At 40.6% G+C, this 20,414-nt stretch carries 15 protein-coding genes; 9 read left to right on the forward strand and 6 right to left on the reverse strand.

Translation table 11 applies throughout. The features are described from left to right. Positions 1–133: 133 nt before the first annotated feature. Entirely contained in the window at positions 134–1,237 is a 1,104-nt protein-coding gene (locus tag A7P54_RS10855; RefSeq protein WP_171549581.1) for a hypothetical protein, read from the reverse strand. A 404-nt stretch (positions 1,238–1,641) separates the two neighbouring features. Further along, positions 1,642–5,328 (reverse strand): methionine synthase, encoded by a 3,687-nt coding sequence (metH, locus tag A7P54_RS10860; protein ID WP_171549582.1) that lies wholly within the window; start codon positions 5,326–5,328, stop codon positions 1,642–1,644. 438 nt (positions 5,329–5,766) lie between these two features. Between metH and A7P54_RS10865 the strand changes: the two genes are divergently transcribed. Beyond that, positions 5,767–7,398: an inorganic phosphate transporter gene (locus tag A7P54_RS10865; RefSeq protein ID WP_005190284.1), complete on the forward strand. Its 1,632-nt coding sequence runs from the start codon at positions 5,767–5,769 to the stop codon at positions 7,396–7,398. A 141-nt stretch (positions 7,399–7,539) separates the two neighbouring features. Here A7P54_RS10865 and A7P54_RS10870 read toward each other — a convergent pair whose 3' ends face one another. The 3 genes from A7P54_RS10870 to radA all read right to left on the reverse strand — a co-directional run bounded on the left by A7P54_RS10870 (position 7,540) and on the right by radA (position 10,397). Then, positions 7,540–7,719, reverse strand: a complete 180-nt coding sequence (locus A7P54_RS10870; protein WP_171549317.1) for a hypothetical protein — start codon at positions 7,717–7,719, stop codon at positions 7,540–7,542. 210 nt (positions 7,720–7,929) lie between these two features. Beyond that, positions 7,930–8,913, reverse strand: a complete 984-nt coding sequence (locus A7P54_RS10875; RefSeq protein ID WP_171549583.1) for a Tim44-like domain-containing protein — start codon at positions 8,911–8,913, stop codon at positions 7,930–7,932. 95 nt (positions 8,914–9,008) lie between these two features. Next, positions 9,009–10,397: a DNA repair protein RadA gene (gene radA / locus A7P54_RS10880; protein WP_004805571.1), complete on the reverse strand. Its 1,389-nt coding sequence runs from the start codon at positions 10,395–10,397 to the stop codon at positions 9,009–9,011. Positions 10,398–10,746: 349 nt separating this feature from the next. On the opposite strand from radA, the gene A7P54_RS10885 reads away from it, so the two are divergent. The 5 genes from A7P54_RS10885 to dapF all read left to right on the forward strand — a co-directional run bounded on the left by A7P54_RS10885 (position 10,747) and on the right by dapF (position 16,477). Beyond that, the gene (locus tag A7P54_RS10885) at positions 10,747–12,255 is read left to right on the forward strand and encodes an alanine/glycine:cation symporter family protein (RefSeq protein WP_171549584.1); all 1,509 of its coding nucleotides are present in this window, start codon (positions 10,747–10,749) and stop codon (positions 12,253–12,255) included. 293 nt (positions 12,256–12,548) lie between these two features. Beyond that, positions 12,549–13,961 carry an amino acid permease gene (locus A7P54_RS10890; protein WP_171549585.1) on the forward strand — a complete coding sequence of 471 codons (1,413 nt, stop codon included), beginning with the start codon at positions 12,549–12,551 and terminating at the stop codon, positions 13,959–13,961. A 142-nt stretch (positions 13,962–14,103) separates the two neighbouring features. After that, positions 14,104–14,343: a lipoprotein gene (locus A7P54_RS10895; RefSeq protein ID WP_004654681.1), complete on the forward strand. Its 240-nt coding sequence runs from the start codon at positions 14,104–14,106 to the stop codon at positions 14,341–14,343. Between the two features lie 22 nt (positions 14,344–14,365). After that, entirely contained in the window at positions 14,366–15,616 is a 1,251-nt protein-coding gene (lysA, locus tag A7P54_RS10900; RefSeq protein WP_171549586.1) for a diaminopimelate decarboxylase, read from the forward strand. A gap of 6 nt (positions 15,617–15,622) precedes the next feature. Then, positions 15,623–16,477 (forward strand): diaminopimelate epimerase, encoded by an 855-nt coding sequence (dapF, locus tag A7P54_RS10905; RefSeq protein WP_004805579.1) that lies wholly within the window; start codon positions 15,623–15,625, stop codon positions 16,475–16,477. 51 nt (positions 16,478–16,528) lie between these two features. On the opposite strand, the gene A7P54_RS10910 is transcribed toward dapF, so the two are convergent. Continuing rightward, the gene (locus A7P54_RS10910) at positions 16,529–17,140 is read right to left on the reverse strand and encodes a LysE family translocator (RefSeq protein ID WP_171549692.1); all 612 of its coding nucleotides are present in this window, start codon (positions 17,138–17,140) and stop codon (positions 16,529–16,531) included. Positions 17,141–17,302: 162 nt separating this feature from the next. Here A7P54_RS10910 and xerA point away from each other — a divergent pair, with 162 nt between their 5' ends. The 3 genes from xerA (at position 17,303) to A7P54_RS10925 (ending at position 20,331) form a co-directional block, all read left to right on the forward strand. Continuing rightward, positions 17,303–18,190 (forward strand): site-specific tyrosine recombinase/integron integrase, encoded by an 888-nt coding sequence (gene xerA / locus A7P54_RS10915; RefSeq protein ID WP_171549693.1) that lies wholly within the window; start codon positions 17,303–17,305, stop codon positions 18,188–18,190. Positions 18,191–18,628: 438 nt separating this feature from the next. Continuing rightward, positions 18,629–19,378, forward strand: a complete 750-nt coding sequence (locus A7P54_RS10920) for an electron transfer flavoprotein subunit beta/FixA family protein (protein WP_065342469.1) — start codon at positions 18,629–18,631, stop codon at positions 19,376–19,378. A gap of 17 nt (positions 19,379–19,395) precedes the next feature. After that, positions 19,396–20,331 (forward strand): FAD-binding protein, encoded by a 936-nt coding sequence (locus tag A7P54_RS10925; protein WP_171549587.1) that lies wholly within the window; start codon positions 19,396–19,398, stop codon positions 20,329–20,331. Positions 20,332–20,414 lie beyond the last annotated feature (83 nt).

Below are 20,414 nucleotides of genomic sequence, written 5' to 3' on the forward strand. Positions count from 1 at the left end.
TTTAGCTTTTCAAAATTTAGTGAAATTTTTCTATTTTTATAATTGATTTTATAAAATATGCGACTATGTTTTAAACATTATATTTGTTGCTTAATAAAATTAAGCACTCTAGTTGAGTGCTTGTGAAATATATTTATTTTAGTAGACGTTTTAACTCATTAACTAGGCTTTCGTGTAAATAGTCAGGTATTTTGTAGTGGTTGTTAATTCTAGTCTGATCTATTTTGGGAGGGCTGAAGTTTTCAGGTAAGTTAGACATATCATAAGCTATTAACGGAAAAATATTATTATCGAAAATATGAATTTGTTCAATTGAGAATAATTTTGCTAGATTAGCAAGGGAGTGTTCTTGTGTTGCTATATAAAAAATATTTAGTTCTTTGTTTTTAAAGCTAAAAAATTTCTCAGGAAATCTAAGTAAGTATAAATCCCAAGCAGTTGATTTTATTTTAGATAAAGCTTTTTTTAGTGATGTATTGCTTTGTACTTCTAATAGCTGATCTTTGTCATCATGAAAGTAATGTATGGCAAAATGGATTTCTCTAGCAGGATTTATTTTTAAGACATCTTTAAAAAATCCTATGAAACTATTTATTTGTTCTTCATGAGATGCATTTTTCATTTCAAACTTTTTAACAAGTAACATTTTAATTAAAGCTATTTCTATCAATTTTAATTTTTCATTTATTATATCCTTTGGATATTCTTGGGAGAATTCTGTAACTATTTTAGTTGCAACTTCTTTTAAGTTTTCGGATTTATATAGATCTAAATAGTAATTTAATGCATCTGGGTTGCTTCGAATTTCATTACTTTCCAAAAATATTTTTGAATCCATAGAGTGAAGTGTTAATAGACATTCTGTAGCCTGAATAGCATACTTTAAAAAGCTATCCGGGGTTTTGCTTTTACATAAGCTTTCTAAATAATAAAACAATAATGAATAGTCACAATTAGCCTTTGTCATAAATTTTATAAGATCATAAACGCCATCTTTACATTCACCTTTAGTTATAAAATTTACTATTTCATTGGAAATGTTTGAGTCTAATAGAACACTAGGAAATATTGGGAAACTTATTTTTTCATTTCTAATAAATTCCTCGTTAATTATAGATGGCTGTTTACCAGAGTATTGGTCAATTAGGTAGCATTTGTTTTTACTTCCAAAATCAGTCGATGATTTAATAAATTGTGACTCATAAGGTGATCTAGATATTTCCCAGTAGAAGTTCATTGCTATGTCCTTTATATTTAAACTTTTATAGTATGTTATTTTTAATAAATTATTAAATAAAATCAATTTTTTGCCTTTATGGTTTAAATTTGTTGTATAAACTGTTCATAGCCTAATTCTTATTTAAATTGGCTGATGAATATTTTTAAAAAATTAAAGCTGATGGTTAATCTTTAAAATTTTAATAATTTTTAGATAACTAATTATTTTTAAATGAGATTTTTTATATATTGCTTCTTTGAGAGAGGGATTTTCTAAATATAAAAATTTGAGTAATTAGATGCTTGTAGGTTGAACTATACACGATAAAATCAATTTCTTCTTAATAATTCATGACCTTTATGTTTTGGATTTTAAGTAGTTAGGCCATAAAGTAACCCCCTCAATCGAGGGGGGCTTATAGATTAAGCAATCGAATCATCTAAATTCGGTGCTAACCAACGCTTCGCTTCATCCAGTGTCCAGCCTTTACGTTTCGCATAATCCTCAAGCTGATCTTGAGAAATTTTACCGACGTTAAAGTATTCACTTTCAGGGTGCGAATAATAGAAACCACTGACAGAAGAAGGTGGCATCATCGCAAAGTGTTCAGTCAATTTGGTGCCGATCTTCGATTCCGAACCTAACCAATCAAATAATACCGCTTTTTCAGAATGCTCTGGGCAAGCAGGGTAACCTGGTGCAGGACGAATACCGACATACTTCTCTTTGATTAGCGCTTCATTGTCCAGAGTTTCATCAGCTTTATAGCCCCAGAACTCTTTACGGATACGCTCATGCAGATGCTCAGCAAATGCTTCTGCAAAACGATCGGCCAAAGACTGAACCAAGATTGCAGAGTAATCATCACCTTTGGCTTTATATTCATTTGCCAATTCTTCCGCACCAAAGATTGATACAGTGAAACCACCGAGATAATCGGTATTCTCTTTAGAAGTGCTAATAAAGTCTGCTAAAGATAGGTTTGGTTTGCCTGTGACTTTGTCAGATTGCTGACGAATATGCTCAAAGGTATGCGTAACATTCTGACCTGCTTCATCAAACACGCTGACGGTATCCGCAGCTGTACGTTGTGCGGGGTATAGACCAAACACCGCACGTGCATCAAAACGATTATTCTTGATAATGTCTTTCAGCATCGCTTGCGCTTGGTTATATAAATCAGTGGCTGCTTCACCCACGACTTCATCTGTCAGGATTTTCGGGAATTTGCCCGCCAAGCTCCAAGAGATAAAGAATGGCGTCCAGTCAAAGTATTCAACCAAGGTCGCCAATGGATAATTGGTAATGACTTGCGTACCTAAACTATTTGGAATCGGTGGCACATAGTTGTCATCCACCTTGAAACCATTTTCAATCGATTCAGCATAGCTGAGTTTGGCTGCTTTTGGTTGCTTGTTGGCTAAACGTTCACGAATCTTGGCATATTCAGCACGGTGTTCTGCAATAAAATTGCCACGCATTTCTTTTGATAGCAGGGTGGTTGCTACACCGACCGCACGGGAAGCATCAGCTACATAGATCACTGCATCATTTTGATACTGAGGATCAATCTTCACTGCGGTATGCGCTTTCGATGTAGTTGCACCACCAATTAATAAAGGAATGTTAAAGCCTTTACGTTGCATTTCTTTGGCAACAAACACCATTTCATCCAAAGACGGGGTAATCAAACCAGACAAACCAATGATGTCACATTTTTCATCAATCGCAGTTTGCAAGATTTTTTCTGCTGGTACCATCACACCAAGGTCAACGATGTCATAACCATTACAGCCCAAGACTACGCCTACGATATTTTTACCAATATCATGTACGTCACCTTTTACGGTTGCCATCAAAACACGGCCTTTGGATTGTGCATTGCCTTTTTCAGCTTCGATATACGGGTTCAGCCAAGCTACGGCTTGTTTCATTACACGTGCAGATTTCACTACTTGTGGCAGGAACATTTTACCCGAACCGAATAGGTCACCGACCACGTTCATACCATCCATCAATGCGCCTTCAATGACATCGAGTGGACGTTTGGCTTTTAAACGAGCTTCTTCGGTATCTTCATCAATATAAGTGGTGATACCTTTAACTAAGGCATATTCAAGACGTTTTTCTACAGACTCATTGCGCCATTCAAGGTTTTCAGCTTCACGCTGCGCGCCACTATGACCACGGAACTTTTCCGCGACTTCAAGCAGTTTTTCTGTAGCATTTTGACCTGATTCACCTTGGTTTTGATTCAGAACAACATCTTCAACCGCATCTTTTAGTTCTTTTGGAATATCGTCATAAATCGCCATTTGGCCAGCGTTCACGATCCCCATGGTCATGCCTTGCTTAATGGCATGGTAAAGGAATACCGAGTGAATCGCTTCACGCACAGGTTCATTACCACGGAAGGAGAAGGATACGTTAGAGACACCACCTGAAATCATGGCATGCGGCAAGTTCTGTTTGATCCAGCCTGTCGCTTCAATAAAGTCGACGCCATAGTTATTGTGTTCTTCGATCCCTGTTGCCACGGCAAACACGTTCGGGTCAAAAATAATATCTTCAGCAGGGAAGCCCACTTCATTAACCAACACATCATAAGAACGTTTACAGATTTCGCGCTTACGTGCAGCGGTATCTGCCTGACCTGTTTCATCAAAGGCCATCACAATAATCGCAGCACCGTACTGACGGCATAGGCGAGCCTTTTCGACAAACTCGTCATAACCTTCTTTCAATGAAATTGAGTTAACAACAGGTTTACCTTGTACGCACTTCAAGCCTGCTTCAATGATTTCCCATTTTGATGAGTCAATCATGATTGGCACACGAGAGATATCTGGCTCAGATGCAACTAAATTGAGGAAATGTACCATCGCATTTTGCGAATCCAGCATCCCTTCATCCATATTGATGTCGATGATCTGTGCACCAGCTTCAACTTGTTGCTGAGCTACTTCTAAAGCTTCGGCAAACTTTTCTTCACGGATGAGACGCAGGAATTTTTTTGAACCCGTAACGTTAGTACGTTCACCGACATTAACGAACAGTGAATCATCATCAATGTTAAATGGTTCTAAACCACTTAAACGGCAGGCAGGTTTGGTTTCAGGAATTTGGCGTGGCTGAATGTCTTTGACTGCGTTATAGATGGCACGAATATGATCTGGTGTGGTACCACAACAACCACCTGTAATATTGATCAAACCGCTTTCAGCAAATTCTTTAATGAATGCTGCGGTTTGTTCAGGTGTTTCATCATATTCACCGAAGGCATTCGGTAAACCTGCGTTTGGATGCGCGGAGACAAAAGTATCAGCAACATCAGCAATGGTTTTTACGTGTGGACGCATCGCGTCTGCACCCAAGGCACAGTTAAAACCGATTGAGAGTAAATCACCATGACGTACTGAGTTCCAGAACGCTTCAGCAGTTTGGCCTGTTAAGGTACGACCTGATGCATCGGTAATGGTGCCTGAAATCATCAACGGCAGCTCATGACCAATTTGCTTGAATACTTCTTTGACTGCGAAGATCGCGGCTTTACAGTTCAAGGTGTCGAACACAGTTTCGATCAAGAGAATGTCTGCACCACCTTCAATCAAGGCGTGGGCAGCTTCAATATAATTTTCTTTTAATTCATCAAATGTAATATTACGGAATGCAGGGTCGTTCACATTCGGTGAAATCGAACAGGTACGTGAGGTAGGGCCAAGTACGCCTGCAACAAAACGCGGTTTCTCTGGGGTTGAATATTTTTCACATGCTGCTTTGGCTAAGCGCGCCGCTTCACGGTTAATCTCTGGAACAAGGTCTTCCATGTGGTAGTCAGACATTGAAACACGGGTGCCGTTAAAGCTGTTGGTTTCAATAATGTCAGCACCTGCATCCAAGTAGGCTTCATGGATACCTTGAATAATTTGAGGTTGGGTTAGAACCAATAAATCGTTATTGCCTTTAAGGTCTGATGCCCAATCTGCAAAACGTTCACCACGATAATCTTCTTCTTCTAGTTTATGGCGTTGAATCATGGTTCCCATTGCACCATCAATAATCAGGATGCGTTGGGCAAGAAGTGATTGTAGGGTGGTAAGCGTGGACATTCAGAAACCCCAGTTGATGATCAAGATAAAAAGCAGGGGCATTGTAACAGAAGCTAGGTCAAAGCGCGTATTTTCAGCAAGCTTGAACAGTGATTCATCGGGTCACTTAGAAAATGTCATAAAATGTTCATGAAGTTGTCACAATTGAATTGAATAATGCTTAAAAAGAAAACATCCAGTTCGAAATGTGACAGTCTAATGTCATATTTCGTAGCGTTTGTTGCAAAATCAGACAAACAGTTCTATCGCTGTTTTTAGTTTTATAATGCATTGTTTTTTATTGATTAAAGTAAATGTCGGAGCGGGTTTATCGCAAGAAAATACAAAAAAATGTGATGAAAACATGAAATTTTGGCTTTATGTGACAGTCCTTTGTCATATAATTGTCATAATTTAATTAAACAATACAGGGGATTTTATTATCCTCTAACCGTCTACATGAATTCTAATCTTCCTCCTGTTTCGGATTCACCGCTTGCCAGCTCTCAGGCAAAATCGACGAATGTACATGTACCAACACCGAAATTCTTTATGCCGGTGTTTTTGACAATTATTGTTGCAACACTGATTTATATCGGTTTTCAGCTCAGTGCTGATTTGGCACATGTACCGCCTTTAAGTTTATATTCAGTTATTCTTTTATCGACGGCACTTTTCATTGCTTTAGGCTTTGAATTTGTAAATGGTTTTCACGATACGGCGAATGCTGTAGCGACGGTTATTTATACCAATGCATTACCTGCTCCAGCAGCAGTGATGTGGGCTGGCTTCTGTAACTTCCTTGGGGTTATGGTGGCGAGTGGTGCGGTTGCATACGGTATTATTGCATTACTCCCTGTAGAAATGATCATGAATGTCGGCAGCGGCGCTGGCTTTGCGATGGTTTTTGCATTATTAATCGCGGCAATCCTATGGAATTTAGGAACGTGGTTTTTGGGGATTCCTGCATCAAGTTCACATACCTTAATCGGATCGATTTTGGGTGTGGGCATCATGAACCATATTTTAAATGCGTCTGCTGGCGCGACCAGTAGTGGTATTGATATGGATCAGGTGATTAAAGTTGGTAAGGCATTATTATTCTCTCCATTGATTGGTTTTGCATTTGCAGCAATTCTATTCTTGTTGGTGAAGAAAGTATTTAAACGCCAAATGGAGCTGTTTCAGCCACCAGAAGGTAACAAGCCACCACCACCAGTGATTCGTGCAATTCTTATTTTTACTTGTACAGGTGTGAGCTTTGCACACGGTTCAAACGATGGTCAAAAAGGCATGGGTTTAATCATGTTGATCTTGATCGGGTTAGTTCCATTGGCTTATTCATTGAACAAAAATTTAGACGCGCAGCATTTACAGTCTTTTGAACAGCTTTCTTCAAAAACAGCAACTGTTTTAAACGTTAATCAAAACGAGCTGACAGACGAGAAAGCGCGTGAAGTATTAACTAAATATATCCAAACCAAAGAACAAACGGCTGAAGTTGTACCTGCGTTAGCAAGTATGACAGAGCACTTGGGTACACGTGTTGCTGGTTATGGCGATCTTAAGGCGATTCCTGAAGCTGCTGTTAGCGAAATCCGCAATGACATGTATTTAAGCACTACAACGTTTAAGCGTTTAGATAAAGCTGAAGCTTTGCCAGAAATGGATAAAGACCAAGCTAAAGTTGTGAAAGAATACCGTAGTAGCTTGGATTCATTCCTTCAGTACATTCCAAACTGGGTGAAAGTTGCGGTTGCTCTTGCGCTTGGTCTAGGTACCATGGTGGGCTGGAAGCGTATTGTTGTGACTGTCGGTGAGCGTATTGGTAAGAACCATATGACTTATGGTCAGGGTATGTCTGCTGAGCTTGTAGCGATGAGTACTATTGCAGCAGCGGATGGTCTTGGTATGCCAGTATCAACTACACACGTATTAAACAGTGCGGTTGCAGGTACTATGGTTGCCAATAAGTCAGGTCTAAACTTCGCAACGGTTAGAACAATTCTGTCTGCTTGGATCTTTACTTTACCAGCAACGATTACCTTATCTGGTGGTCTATATTGGTTGTTCCTACAGTTTGTTTCATGATCCTAAATACTTAAAAAGATCAGATTTAAAGGCTTTGCTTCGGCAAAGCTTTTTTATGTCTATTACTTTCGTTTTCTTCAAGATTGTCTGATTTTAGGTGTGAGTTGTCCTTTTAAAGTGGGTCAGCATACTTCTGTCAATTTATGATGCGCTGAATGGCTGAATGGCTGAATGGCTGAATGGCTGAATGGCTGAATGGCTGAATGGCTGAATGGCTGAATGGCTGAATGGCTGAATGGCTGAATGGCTGAATGGCTGAATGGCTGAATGCGGTGTTAGCTTGGGATAAATGATCGCAATAAAGTTGCTTTTATTCCCCAAAAGAGGAATGGTTTTTCTTTGAGCTTATCCGTTAGTATCAATAGACAGATCGTGCTAGGTTGTGTTTTCACGGTAATAATAAGTATAACGTGTTGTTCTATTTACACTCCGCCATTCTCCGATATAGAGAGTGGCTTTTTTTATATGGACAAAAGGGCGGGCAATAAAAAAGAGCTGTCGAAACAGCTCTTTTAGAATTAAAGGGTTAAATTAAGCTTGTTGAATACCTGCAACAACCCAATCTTGTTGTGAACCAGCAGGCTTCACAAAATGCCAGATTTCAGCAAATGGTTGAGGCAAGCTATTTAAGTCTTCACTTACCGTACCAGTAAAACGCACGCTCACGATGTATTGACCATTTTCAGTAGAGCTTTCCACAACCATTGCATTGAGATTGCTGAATTCAGCAACGTCTTGGTCTTGGTTCGACATAATGTCGCTGTACATTGAATTATAAAGTTCAGGTGTCAAATAACGACGAATTTCTTCGACATTGCTCGCACTGTTTACCGACTGAATGTGGTTAAAACGTTGACGTGCGATACGCAAGAATGCAGCAGGTTCAGTACCATCTGGTAATTGGTTACCACTACTCATTGATGCGGCACCAAATGGCGCTTGTGGAGCAGCAGCGCCACCAGCTACAGATTGACCAAAGATGTTGGTGTTATCACCTGTTTGGCGAGCTGCAGGCTGAGGTGGGGTTTGACGGCCAAAGTTATTTTGACCCCCATTGTTTGGTGCGTATGGATTATTGGCTGCTAATTTTTTTTTTGCGCCTAATTTGCGGAAAACAAAGAAGGCGATCGCTGCAGCAAGAAGAACCCAAAGCCAGCTAGGAATGCCACCTTTTTCTTCCTGTTGCTGTGCTTGAGCATTAGCCTGTTGCTCAGTTGCTGTTGGATTTTGTTGCTTGTCATCTGCTAATGCATTCGCTGCTACAGCACCAATCGCAGCACCAGCAACACCAGCAGCAACCATCGTACCAACACCTGGACCAGATTTCTGTGGTGCAGTTTGTTGTTGAGGTGCTGGAGTTGCTTGGCGTGATGGTTGGTAAGATTGGCTAGATGAACTAGATCTGCTCATGCCATGGCTTTTACCGCCACCTGCACGTTTTGCTTCCGCAAGCGGTGCAGCAACCAAAGTTGCCATTAAAAGAGCTGCCATCAAGCCACGCTGGTGTACTTGCATCGAAAATTCCTATTTAAATCCAATTTGTAAATGTATTTATGCATGTATTTCGATGGAATTTCAATAACAAAAGTATGTTTTTTTATGTCAAGCCATTAGCCCAACTCATCACTTAGCTGCATGGCTTCGGTCAGGGCTTCATGCAAACGGGCTACAGCAATGATTTGTACGCCATCAATTGACTTTTGTGGTGCATTTCCTCGAGGTAAGATCACATACTTAAAGCCATGTTTTGCTGCTTCTTTTAGGCGTTCTTGACCATTCGGTACAGGGCGAATTTCACCCGAGAGCCCGACTTCGCCAAAGACTGCCAATTGCTGTGGCAAGGCTTTGCCTCTTAAACTTGAAGCACATGCCAGTAATACCGCTAAGTCAGAACCCGTCTCGGTAATTTTTAAACCACCGACTACATTGACATAGACATCTTGTCCTGAGGTTTGTACGCCACCATGTCGATGCATGACTGCCAGCAGCATATTTAAACGGTTTTGTTCCAAGCCGAGAGCGACTCGACGGGGTTGCCCATGCGCATCATCAACGAGAGCCTGAACCTCAACTAGTAGTGGGCGAGTCCCTTCACGACTAATCATCACGATTGAACCCGGAATGGCTTCATCATAGCGGCTCAGAAAAATCGCCGATGGATTGGCCACTTCACGTAGACCTTTATCGGTCATCGCAAATACACCGAGTTCATTGACTGCACCAAAACGGTTCTTCACAGCACGTATCATGCGATAACGAGAGTCAGATTGTCCTTCAAAATAAAGCACACAATCGACCATATGTTCTAAAACACGTGGACCTGCTAAGGCACCTTCTTTAGTGACATGACCCACAAGGAATAAAGCAGTGCCGCTATTCTTTGCAAATCGAGTCAGTAGGGCAGCAGATTCACGGATTTGTGAGACTCCACCAGGTGCCGATTGCAGTGTTTCGGTATATAAGGTTTGAATTGAGTCCAAAATTGCAACAGCGGGGCGTTCTTGTGCCAACACTTCGCAAATGCGCTCGACACAGGTTTCCGCCATCACCTTAAGTGAGTCTGTGGGTAGATCTAAACGTTGAGCTCGTAAGGCAACCTGTGAAAGTGATTCTTCACCCGTCACATAAAGCGCCGAGCTTTTTTTACTGGCCATATGGGTTGCCGTTTGCAACAGGATGGTAGATTTGCCAATCCCAGGATCACCACCGATCAATACAACTGAACCAATGACTAGGCCACCACCAAGCACACGATCGAATTCGCTAATGCCTGTCGGAACACGGGTTTCATTGGAGACTGTAACTTGATTGAGCGTGGTAATACTGGCCGCTTGCCCCGCATAGCCGCCTATTTTAGGTTGACCACGATGGGTAACCACTGGTTCGACACGGACTTCCAGTAAACTATTCCATTCGCCGCATTCAGAACATTGCCCAGCCCATTTGGGATGATCTGCACCACATTGTTCACATCTGTAAACGGATTTAATTTTTGCCATAAGATAAAATTGAAAACTTTCTTAAAATTAGATAAAAAAGAGTCAGGACGAAAATTTCTAACAACGCTGATCGTTCTTTATAAGGATAAAACAAGAAGACAGTACGGTTTCGTCACTGGTTGGTTAAAGGGAAGTGCTCAGGAAAATAACATGATATACAACTTATAGACAGTGTGTTTTTAGCATTCATTTTTTTGTTCAATTCACTTTTTCCATGGATGGTATAGGTGTGTTCGCTTATTTGTTGTCATGAGGTTTTGATCGAATGGCATAGATATTGCTCATGCTCAGACGAATGGAAATTTAGCAATGGCTATTTTTTCAAAATATATAATAAAGGTTGATGTCTATGAGTGCAGCAGAAATTGTAAATTGGGTAAATGGAATTATCTGGAGTCCAGCGCTGATCTATTTATGCCTAGGTGCTGGTTTGTTTTTCTCTATTTTAACTCGGTTTGTACAGGTTCGCCAAATTAAGGAAATGGCAAAGCTGTTAATTAATGGTTCATCCTCCGCGCAAGGAATTTCCTCATTTCAAGCGTTGTCAGTCTCCTTGTCTGGACGTGTCGGCGTGGGGAATATTGCGGGGGTGGCGGCAGCAATTGGATTCGGTGGTCCCGGTGCTGTGTTTTGGATGTGGTTGGTTGCATTTTTGGGTGCAAGTACCGCTTATGTTGAGTCAACTCTGGGTCAAATTTATAAGGTCGAATATCAAGGTGAATATCGTGGTGGACCTGCATTTTATTTTGACCGTGGCTTAGGCCAGCGTTGGTTAGGGATTCTCTTTGCGATTGCTGCAATTATTTCCTGTGGTTTATTTCTACCTGGTATTCAAGCCAATGCGGTCGGTAATGCGTTTACCCAAATTACAGGTCAAGGTGCCATCGTATTTGGTAATGTCGGTACTTATAAATTATTGGCCTTAATCGTGATTGTTTCTTTATTGGCAATCATTATTTTTGGTGGGATTAAACGTATTGCTCGCTTCGCAGAGCTCGTTGTTCCATTTATGGCATTGGGTTATATCCTGATGGCCGTGATTATTGTTGGGATGAATATCCAAGAATTACCTGGCGTGATCAAACTCATTTTTGAAGATGCATTTTCGCCAATGGCAGGGATTGGTGCCGCCATTGGTTGGGGGGTAAAACGTGGTGTTTATTCCAATGAGGCAGGACAAGGTACAGGACCGCATGCTGCTGCAGCCGCAGAAGTTCAGCATCCAGCACAGCAAGGTTTTGTGCAAGCCTTCTCCATTTATGTCGATACACTATTTGTGTGTTCTGCAACAGCCTTTATGATTTTAATCACTGGTATGTATAACGTACAGGGTACTTTAGAAGCTGGGCAGTTTATCGTGCAGAATGTTGCAACCAGCACTGAAATTGGTTCACCAGCATTTACGCAAATGGCGGTTAGCACCGTGTTTGGTGGTTTTGGTCAGATCTTTGTTGCCTTGGCGGTATTCTTCTTTGCCTTTACCACGATTGTGGCCTATTACTATATTGCTGAAACAAACATCACTTATCTGAGCTATATCACCAAAACGCCATCTCTTTTATTTATCACCAAATGTTTCATTATGATTTCTGTGGCTTATGGCGTACTCAGTGCAACAGGTTATATTTGGGGGATTGGTGATATTGGGGTTGGTCTGATGGCATGGATCAATATCATCGGTATTATCGTGACCTATTTTGTATGGAAACCGACCATTAAGGCTTTACGTGACTATGAAGAACAACAAAAAGCAGGAGTTAAGGAGTTTACATTTGATCCAATTAAATTGGGTATCCGTAATGCAACTTTTTGGGAGGAGCGTCTCAAAAATAAACAGAAGCAAACTTCTAATGATTGAATTATAAATCAATATTTTCTCGAGTAGAAAAAGAGTGGCTTAAATCGCCACTCTTTAATTTTGAAGTACCTTTTTATGACTGATGAGTTGCCCTCATAAGTTCATTGTATTGTTTTAACCTTGTGCGTATGATCGAATTCGATTGTATTTCACTTGAAAAAAATACAGGTAAAACATTTCTTAGCTAAAGCAAGCCAACTCATGAATAACGAGAAAAGATACTGAAAATGGTACGAATCGTTGTTAGGCGTTGTTTTAGCTAATGAACTAAAACACTGGAGAGTTTTTGTAAAATGTCGAATCAAAATCTGAGTGAGGCTGCTGAACAAAGCGGACTTCACCGTAGTCTATCTAATCGACATCTGCAGTTGATTGCGATTGGCGGTGCCATTGGAACAGGGTTGTTCATGGGATCTGGTAAAACCATTAGTTTAGCTGGACCATCTATTCTGTTTATTTATATGACCATTGGTTTGATGGTGTTCTTCGTAATGCGTGCATTAGGGGAGCTATTACTATCCAACCTTAACTACAAATCTTTTATCGATTTATCGACGGATTTAATTGGCCCTTGGGCTGGTTATTTTGTTGGTTGGACCTATTGGCTCTGTTGGGTCACGATTGGTATCGCAGATTTATCCGCTATTATTTACTATCTAGAATTCTTTAATGGCGGAGAGTCATTTACGCCATTAGGTGGTTTATTGATTAGTACCGTTGCCATTGCTTTTGTGCTTGGCTTGAACCTAGTCACCGTTAAACTATTCGGTGAAATGGAGTTCTGGTTTGCAATGGTAAAGATTACAGCAATTATTGTCTTAATCGCTGTTGGTCTATGGATGATCTTTACTGGGTTTACTAGCACTACAGGTACAGTTGCAAGCGTCTCGAATCTTTGGACACATGGTGGCATGTTCCCTAAAGGTTTAGATGGTTTCTTGGCGGGTTTCCAGATTGCAATTTTCGCCTTTGTCGGGGTGGAGTTGGTTGGTACCACGGCTGCTGAAACACAAGATCCGAAGCGTAACTTACCGAAAGCAATTAACTCGATTCCAATTCGTATCATTATTTTCTATGTATTGGCATTGTTTGTGGTGATGTGTGTAACGCCTTGGGATCAGATCAATCCTAAAGTCAGCCCATTTGTAAATATCTTCTCGCAAGCAGGTATTGCTTCTGCGGCGATTATCATGAACTTGGTGGTGTTATCGTCAGTAATGTCATCAATGAACAGTGGTGTATTCTCGACCAGTCGTATGTTGTTTGGTTTGTCAGGGGATCAACAAGCACCGAAGCTATTTGGTAAATTATCTAAGTCTGCAGTTCCTGCAAAAGCTTTGATTTTCTCATCAATCTGTATCTTTATTGGCGCATTCGTTCAGTTTGTCTATAAATTACAAACGGGCACCAATGATGAAGTGACGGCGTTTACTTTAGCCACAACCTTATCAACGATTTTATTCATCTGTGTATGGATGATCATTATGTGGAGTTATATTAACTACCGCAAAAATCGTCCTGAACTGCATGCACAATCTACATTTAAATTGCCTGGTGGCGTGTTTACATGTTGGGTTGTAATTTTATTTTTCCTTGCAACAATTTACTTCCTAGCGTTGGATGAAACGACTTTAGAATCATTAAAAGTCAGCCCAATCTGGTTCATCATTTTGGCCATTGGTTATTTCTTCTATAAGAAAAAGTAAGCTTTTAGCTCAATGATGATGAAAACGTCGACTTTAAAGTCGGCGTTTTTTTATGGTTATTGTTTGATTCATTCAAGTTTAGACTTTAGCCGATCTAATGATCACGCTATACTGCTCCGAATTGTAAAAGTTAGGTGCACAGATGCTTAAAGTCATTTGTTCTATCAGTGTGTTGCTGAGCAGCGTTATTTTAACTGCATGTGGTCAGTCAGGTGCATTGCAATTACCGTCTGATCAAAATCAGGATAAGCGCGCAAAATATCTGCTTTATAAAAATGAAGCACCTCAGGCTAAGGCTTCATCTGATGCAAAAGCAGATCAAGCAGAGGTAGAACGCCAAGCAACATCGTCAACGACTCAATCACAGACCATCTCACCTTAAGTTTGTAAATAAGGACATCTTCATGAGTTTCACTCGCATTAATGGAGTATTGCACGCTGAGCAATGTTCACTGGATCAGCTCGCACAGCAATATGGCACGCCTTTATATGTTTATTCAAAAGCAACTTTTGAAAAGCATTATTTGGATATGCACCGTGCTTTTGATTTTATTGATCATCAAATCTGTTTTGCGGTGAAGTCAAACTCAAATTTGGCTGTTCTAAATGTGTTGGCAAAGGTGGGTGCAGGTTTTGATATCGTGACTGGTGGAGAACTGGCACGTGTACTTGCAGCAGGTGGTGAACCTTCGAAAATCGTATTTTCTGGTTTAGGTAAATCTGAAGCCGATATCGAAAAAGCCTTAAATGTCGGGATTGCTTGTTTTAATGTCGAATCTCATGCTGAGCTGGATCGCATTCAAAAAGTTGCAGCGAAACTAGGCAAAAAAGCACCGATTTCTTTACGTGTAAATCCAGATGTAGATGCCAAAACTCATCCTTATATCTCTACAGGTTTGAAAGAAAATAAGTTTGGCATTCCAAGTGATACTGTTGATGAAACTTATCAATATGCTGCGTCGTTACCGAATCTTGAGATTGTTGGGATTGATTGTCATATCGGCTCACAATTGACCGAGACCAAACCTTTCGTGGATGCACTTGATCGTGTCATTGTCATGATTGAGCAGTTGAAAAGCTTGGGTATCAACCTCAAACATATTGATATTGGTGGTGGTTTGGGTGTGCGTTATAAAGATGAAACGCCACCAAGTGTTGAAGAATATGCTAATTCGATGCGTCCAGCTTTAGAAAAGTTGGGTCTCAAAGTATATATGGAACCAGGGCGTAGTATTTCTGCCAATGCTGGTGCATTAGTCACCAAGGTAGATTTACTCAAACCGACCAATCATCGCAACTTTGCCATTATTGATGCCGCGATGAATGACCTTATTCGTCCTGCTCTATATGAAGCGTGGATGGATATTCAGTCGGTCAATCCAAATCCTGATGTTGAAGTTAAAACTTGGGATTTAGTCGGTGCCATTTGCGAAACTGGTGATTTCTTGGGTAAAGAACGTGAGTTGGCACTTCAGGAAAATGATGTCTTAGCAGTGTTGGGTGCAGGTGCTTATGGTTTCGTAATGAGCTCTAATTATAATAGCCGTGGTCGTGCTGCCGAAGTTATGGTCAGTGGTGATCAAGCCTATTTAATTCGTGAGCGTGAAACCATAGAATCACTCTGGGAAAAAGAGCATTTGTTGCCTGAGGAGTAAATTAAGATGTATTTAGAATTTACCAAAATGCATGGGTTGGGCAATGATTTTATGGTCGTTGACCTTGTGACCCAGCGTGCTTATTTAGATACAGTGACGATTCAGCGTTTAGCCGATCGTCATTTTGGCGTGGGTTTTGATCAACTATTGATTGTTGAACCACCTGATTTGCCAGATGTCGATTTTAAATATCGAATTTTTAATGCTGATGGTTCTGAAGTTGAACAATGCGGTAATGGGGTGCGTTGTTTTGCTCGCTTTGTACATGAGCGTCAATTGACGACCAAAACCAAAATCCGTGTGCAAACCAAAGCAGGTATTGTCGAACCTGAATTGGGTGCCAATGGTTGGGTTCGCGTCAATATGGGGCCACCGAAATTTCTTCCAGAAGAAATTCCGTTTGTGACCCAAGAGCATGAAGATATTGAAGGTTTATACGCACTGGAACTTGCAGATAATCAGAGCATTAATATTGATGTTGTGAACATGGGTAATCCGCATGCTGTGACTATCGTACCAGATGTGCTAACCGCTGATGTTGAGCGTATTGGTCCACAAGTGGAATCACATGCGCGTTTTCCTGCACGTGTGAATGCTGGATTTATGCAAATTCTGGATGAAAAGCATATTCGTTTACGTGTGTTTGAGCGTGGTGTAGGTGAGACTTTGGCCTGTGGTACGGGTGCTTGTGCAGCAGCAGTCAGTGGTATGCGCCGTGGTTTGCTGGCGAATGAAGTTGAAGTTCAGCTTGCTGGCGGTAAGTTACATATTGCTTGGCGTGAAGGGGATGTAGTTTGGATGACAGGTCCAACCACGCATGTTTATGATGCTCGTTTGGATTTAAGATATTTCCAAGGCTGATGATCTAAGATTAAAAAAAAGCGCGTTGATTGAAACGCGCTTTTTTATTGCTTATCGTTTGCTGAATGCCAGTTTCAATGCAAACAAAATAAAAATACTGCCTGTGATGCGATCCATATAGCGAATGAATTTAGGTTGCTTTAAATAAGCAGAAATGGACTGCATCGCGGAGATCAGGAAGATTGACCAGATCAACCCGATGAGCACATGAATCATCACCAGTCCCATGGTCCAGATGACTGGAGATGAAGACTGTGGAATAAACTGTGGTAAAAAAGAAATATAAAAAATACCAACTTTGGGATTGAGCAAATTGCCCCAGAAGCCTTTAATAAACCAGTTTTGAGTCGTTGTAGAATCATTCAAACCTGCGAGCTGGTTACGAGGTTTTAGAATAAGATTGAGTCCTAACCACGTGAGATAAACTGCTCCCATCCACTTCAAGGCATTGAAGGCTAGATCAGATGCCATCAACAATGCGCCTAAACCACAGGCCACAATCATTCCCCATACAATACAGCCGAGATTAATCCCTAAAGCAGCTTGAAATGCTTTGGCTTTACTTTCCAAGGTCGCAGTGCGAATAATCAGTGTGGTATCTAGACCAGGAGTAATGGTCAAGAGGGTGATTGCGATAAGATAGGGAATAAGCATTGTTGTCATCATGGTAGCGCCACTCAAAACTTGAAATTTATTGTATTACACAGGCATCAATTCTTCGATATTACTTTAACGATAAATCGCAGTAAAATTTGCTAGACTGTAGCCATAGGTATAGGCATAACACTGGAGAGCAATTTGGAAAGCCCTGAAAAACTGCTATCCATGTGGTTAAAAGAACGGATGATTCAAAATCAATCTGAACATACTATCTCGGCTTATCAACGTGATTTAACCGATTTCTTTAAATTTTGCGAATATAAACAACTGCAACTCCAAGATGTCGAAGCATCTGATTTAAGGGAATATCTGGCAGCCCGTGTCGAACGAGACCAATTAAGCTCCAGTAGTTTACAACGTCATTTAACGTCGATTCGCCAATTTATGAAGTGGGCAGAACAAGGTCAATATCTGGAGCAAAATCCGTCAGAGGATTTTAAATTAAAACGTCAACCACGACCTTTACCAGGCATGATTGATATTGAGACTGTGCATCAAATTTTAGATCAAGCAGCACCAGAGAAACCGATCGAACAACAATTATGGTTACGTGATAAAGCCATGCTTGAACTGTTATATTCAAGTGGTTTGCGTTTAGCTGAACTACAAGGTTTAACAGTTAAAGATATTGATTTTAACCGACAGCTTTTACGTATTACAGGTAAAGGCAATAAAACGCGTATTGTTCCTTTTGGATTGAAGGCCAAAGACAGCTTGGTTGAATGGCTGAAAATCTATCGAATTTGGCAAGGTAGTTTTAATGCCGACTCAGCTGTTTTTATCTCACAACGTGGTAATGCCTTAACACCGCGTCAAATTGAAAATCGGGTCAAGTTACAAGCACAACGTGCAGGTGTGAATGTCGATTTGCATCCACATTTATTAAGACATTGTTTTGCTAGTCATATGCTATCTGCCAGTGGTGATTTGCGTTCTGTACAAGAAATGCTTGGACACAGTAATTTGTCGACTACCCAGATTTATACCCATGTTGACTTTGAACAACTGGCAAAAGTATATGATCAAACCCATCCACGTGCGCAAAAAAGCTAAATCTTGATATATTATGTTGCAAAATTGAGCGTTTAATAGTCGACTACTTTTCCCGTTTATTTCTGGTATTCGTTTAATTGCTGTTCTTACTTAATTGCCACGTTTTTGCAAAATCCAAAACACTTGTAATTTTGCTAGAAACGATCCGTTACAGATCATCCTTATTTAAATCAAAATGCCTGTTTTAGATCATTGAATTTTATAAAATATTAAAAAAATCAAAGTTTAATATTCATCACATTTATAAACTAAATTTGTAGCACCAATAATTATTTTCAATATGTGAACTGAGCGTTTCATCTTTTTTATTGCCATAGCGGAAATTGTGACTTGACCGAAATGCCAAATACATTGCAAGATAGGGCACCTAAAAAGTTTCAATCGAAGAGTTAGAATGCTCTTCATTACATTTACTTGCTTAGAACAGCCGAGGATTACATGAAGGCTCTTGTCGCTGTAAAACGTGTGGTTGATGCCAACGTAAAAGTTCGTGTTAAGCCGGACAATAGTGGGGTTGACCTTACCAACGTTAAGATGTCAATCAACCCATTCTGTGAAATCGCAGTGGAAGAAGCGGTTCGCTTAAAAGAAAAAGGAACAGTTTCTGAAATCGTTGTTGTTTCAGTGGGTTCTAAAGACGCTCAAGAACAAATTCGTTCTGCAATGGCTTTAGGTGCTGATCGCGGTATTTTAGTTGAAACTACTGATGAAGTTGGCGCTTTAGAAGTTGCTAAAATCTTGAAAGGCGTTGTTGATGCTGAAAAACCAGAACTTATCCTTCTTGGTAAACAAGCAATTGATGATGACTCTAACCAAGTAGGTCAAATGCTTGGTGCTTTACTCGGTGCAGGTCAAGGTACTTTCGCATCTGAAGTTAAAGTCGATGGCGGTAAAGTTCAAGTAACTCGTGAAGTTGACGGCGGTCTACAAACTGTTGAGCTTGCACTTCCTGCAATCATCACTACTGACTTACGTTTGAATGAGCCACGCTATGCTGCTCTTCCAAACATCATGAAAGCGCGTAAAAAACCGCTTGATACTAAGTCACCTGCTGATTATGGCGTTGCAACAGGCACTAAGCTTAAAACAATTAAAGTTGAAGCTCCTGCTGAACGTAAAGCTGGCGTACAAGTGAAGTCTGTAGACGAGCTTGTTGAAAAATTGAAAAACGAAGCGAAAGTGATCTAATACAGAAGGATAAAATCATGAGTATTTTAGTTATCGCTGATCACAACAACCAGACACTTAACGGTGCAACTTTAAACGTTGTTGCGGCAGCTCAAAAAATCGGTGGTGATATTACTGTATTAGTTGCTGGTTCTGGCGCTCAAGCAGTTGCTGACGCTGCTGCTAAAGTTGCTGGTGTGAGCAAAGTATTACTTGCTGACAATGCTGCTTATGCAAACCAATTGGCTGAAAACGTTGCTGGCTTAGTTGCTGACATCGCGAAAGGTGGATACAAATACGTATTAGCTGCTTCTACAACGACGGGTAAGAACATTCTTCCACGCGTTGCTGCACTTCTTGACGTAAGCATGATTTCAGACATCATTGCTGTTGAATCTGCAAATACTTTCAAACGCCCTATCTATGCGGGTAACGCGATTGCAACTGTTCAATCTGAAGAAGCAATCATCGTTGGTACAGTTCGTGGTACAGCATTTGATGCAGTTGCTGCTGAAGGTGGTTCTGCTGCGGTTGAAGCTGTTGCAGAAGCGAAAGACGCTGGTATTTCTACATTTGTAAACGAAGAAATCGTGAAACTTGATCGTCCAGAGTTAACTGCTGCACGTATCGTTGTTTCTGGTGGTCGTGGTGTAGGTTCTGGTGAGAACTATCACAAAGTACTTGACCCATTAGCAGACAAGCTTGGTGCTGCTCAAGGTGCTTCACGTGCTGCGGTAGATGCTGGCTTCGTACCAAACGATTTCCAAGTGGGTCAAACTGGTAAAATCGTTGCTCCAGATCTTTATATGGCGATTGGTATCTCTGGTGCGATTCAGCACTTGGCAGGTATGAAAGATTCTAAAGTTATTGTTGCAATCAACAAAGACGAAGAAGCACCAATCAACAGCGTTGCTGACTACTGGTTAGTGGGCGATTTGAACACTGTTGTACCTGAATTGGTATCTAAACTTTAATTCTTTGTGAATGAAGTTTGAAAAACGCTCCGAAAGGGGCGTTTTTTTATGTGATTAAAAAATGTTGAGATAGTTGATTTGGT

Origin of the sequence: Acinetobacter sp. Ac_3412, assembly GCF_013072675.1 — a bacterium.
Taxonomy (GTDB): Bacteria; Pseudomonadota; Gammaproteobacteria; order Pseudomonadales; family Moraxellaceae; genus Acinetobacter; species Acinetobacter higginsii.

What these genes read in the sequence shown, in the direction of transcription:
- A7P54_RS10855 (WP_171549581.1), bottom strand. Translation starts at nt 1,237, where the DNA reads ATGAACTTCTACTGGGAAATATCTAGATCACCTTATGAGTCACAATTT.
- metH (WP_171549582.1), bottom strand. Translation starts at nt 5,328, where the DNA reads ATGTCCACGCTTACCACCCTACAATCACTTCTTGCCCAACGCATCCTG.
- A7P54_RS10865 (WP_005190284.1), top strand. Translation starts at nt 5,767, where the DNA reads ATGAATTCTAATCTTCCTCCTGTTTCGGATTCACCGCTTGCCAGCTCT.
- A7P54_RS10875 (WP_171549583.1), bottom strand. Translation starts at nt 8,913, where the DNA reads ATGCAAGTACACCAGCGTGGCTTGATGGCAGCTCTTTTAATGGCAACT.
- radA (WP_004805571.1), bottom strand. Translation starts at nt 10,397, where the DNA reads ATGGCAAAAATTAAATCCGTTTACAGATGTGAACAATGTGGTGCAGAT.
- A7P54_RS10885 (WP_171549584.1), top strand. Translation starts at nt 10,747, where the DNA reads ATGAGTGCAGCAGAAATTGTAAATTGGGTAAATGGAATTATCTGGAGT.
- A7P54_RS10890 (WP_171549585.1), top strand. Translation starts at nt 12,549, where the DNA reads ATGTCGAATCAAAATCTGAGTGAGGCTGCTGAACAAAGCGGACTTCAC.
- A7P54_RS10895 (WP_004654681.1), top strand. Translation starts at nt 14,104, where the DNA reads ATGCTTAAAGTCATTTGTTCTATCAGTGTGTTGCTGAGCAGCGTTATT.
- lysA (WP_171549586.1), top strand. Translation starts at nt 14,366, where the DNA reads ATGAGTTTCACTCGCATTAATGGAGTATTGCACGCTGAGCAATGTTCA.
- dapF (WP_004805579.1), top strand. Translation starts at nt 15,623, where the DNA reads ATGTATTTAGAATTTACCAAAATGCATGGGTTGGGCAATGATTTTATG.
- A7P54_RS10910 (WP_171549692.1), bottom strand. Translation starts at nt 17,140, where the DNA reads ATGACAACAATGCTTATTCCCTATCTTATCGCAATCACCCTCTTGACC.
- xerA (WP_171549693.1), top strand. Translation starts at nt 17,303, where the DNA reads ATGTGGTTAAAAGAACGGATGATTCAAAATCAATCTGAACATACTATC.
- A7P54_RS10920 (WP_065342469.1), top strand. Translation starts at nt 18,629, where the DNA reads ATGAAGGCTCTTGTCGCTGTAAAACGTGTGGTTGATGCCAACGTAAAA.
- A7P54_RS10925 (WP_171549587.1), top strand. Translation starts at nt 19,396, where the DNA reads ATGAGTATTTTAGTTATCGCTGATCACAACAACCAGACACTTAACGGT.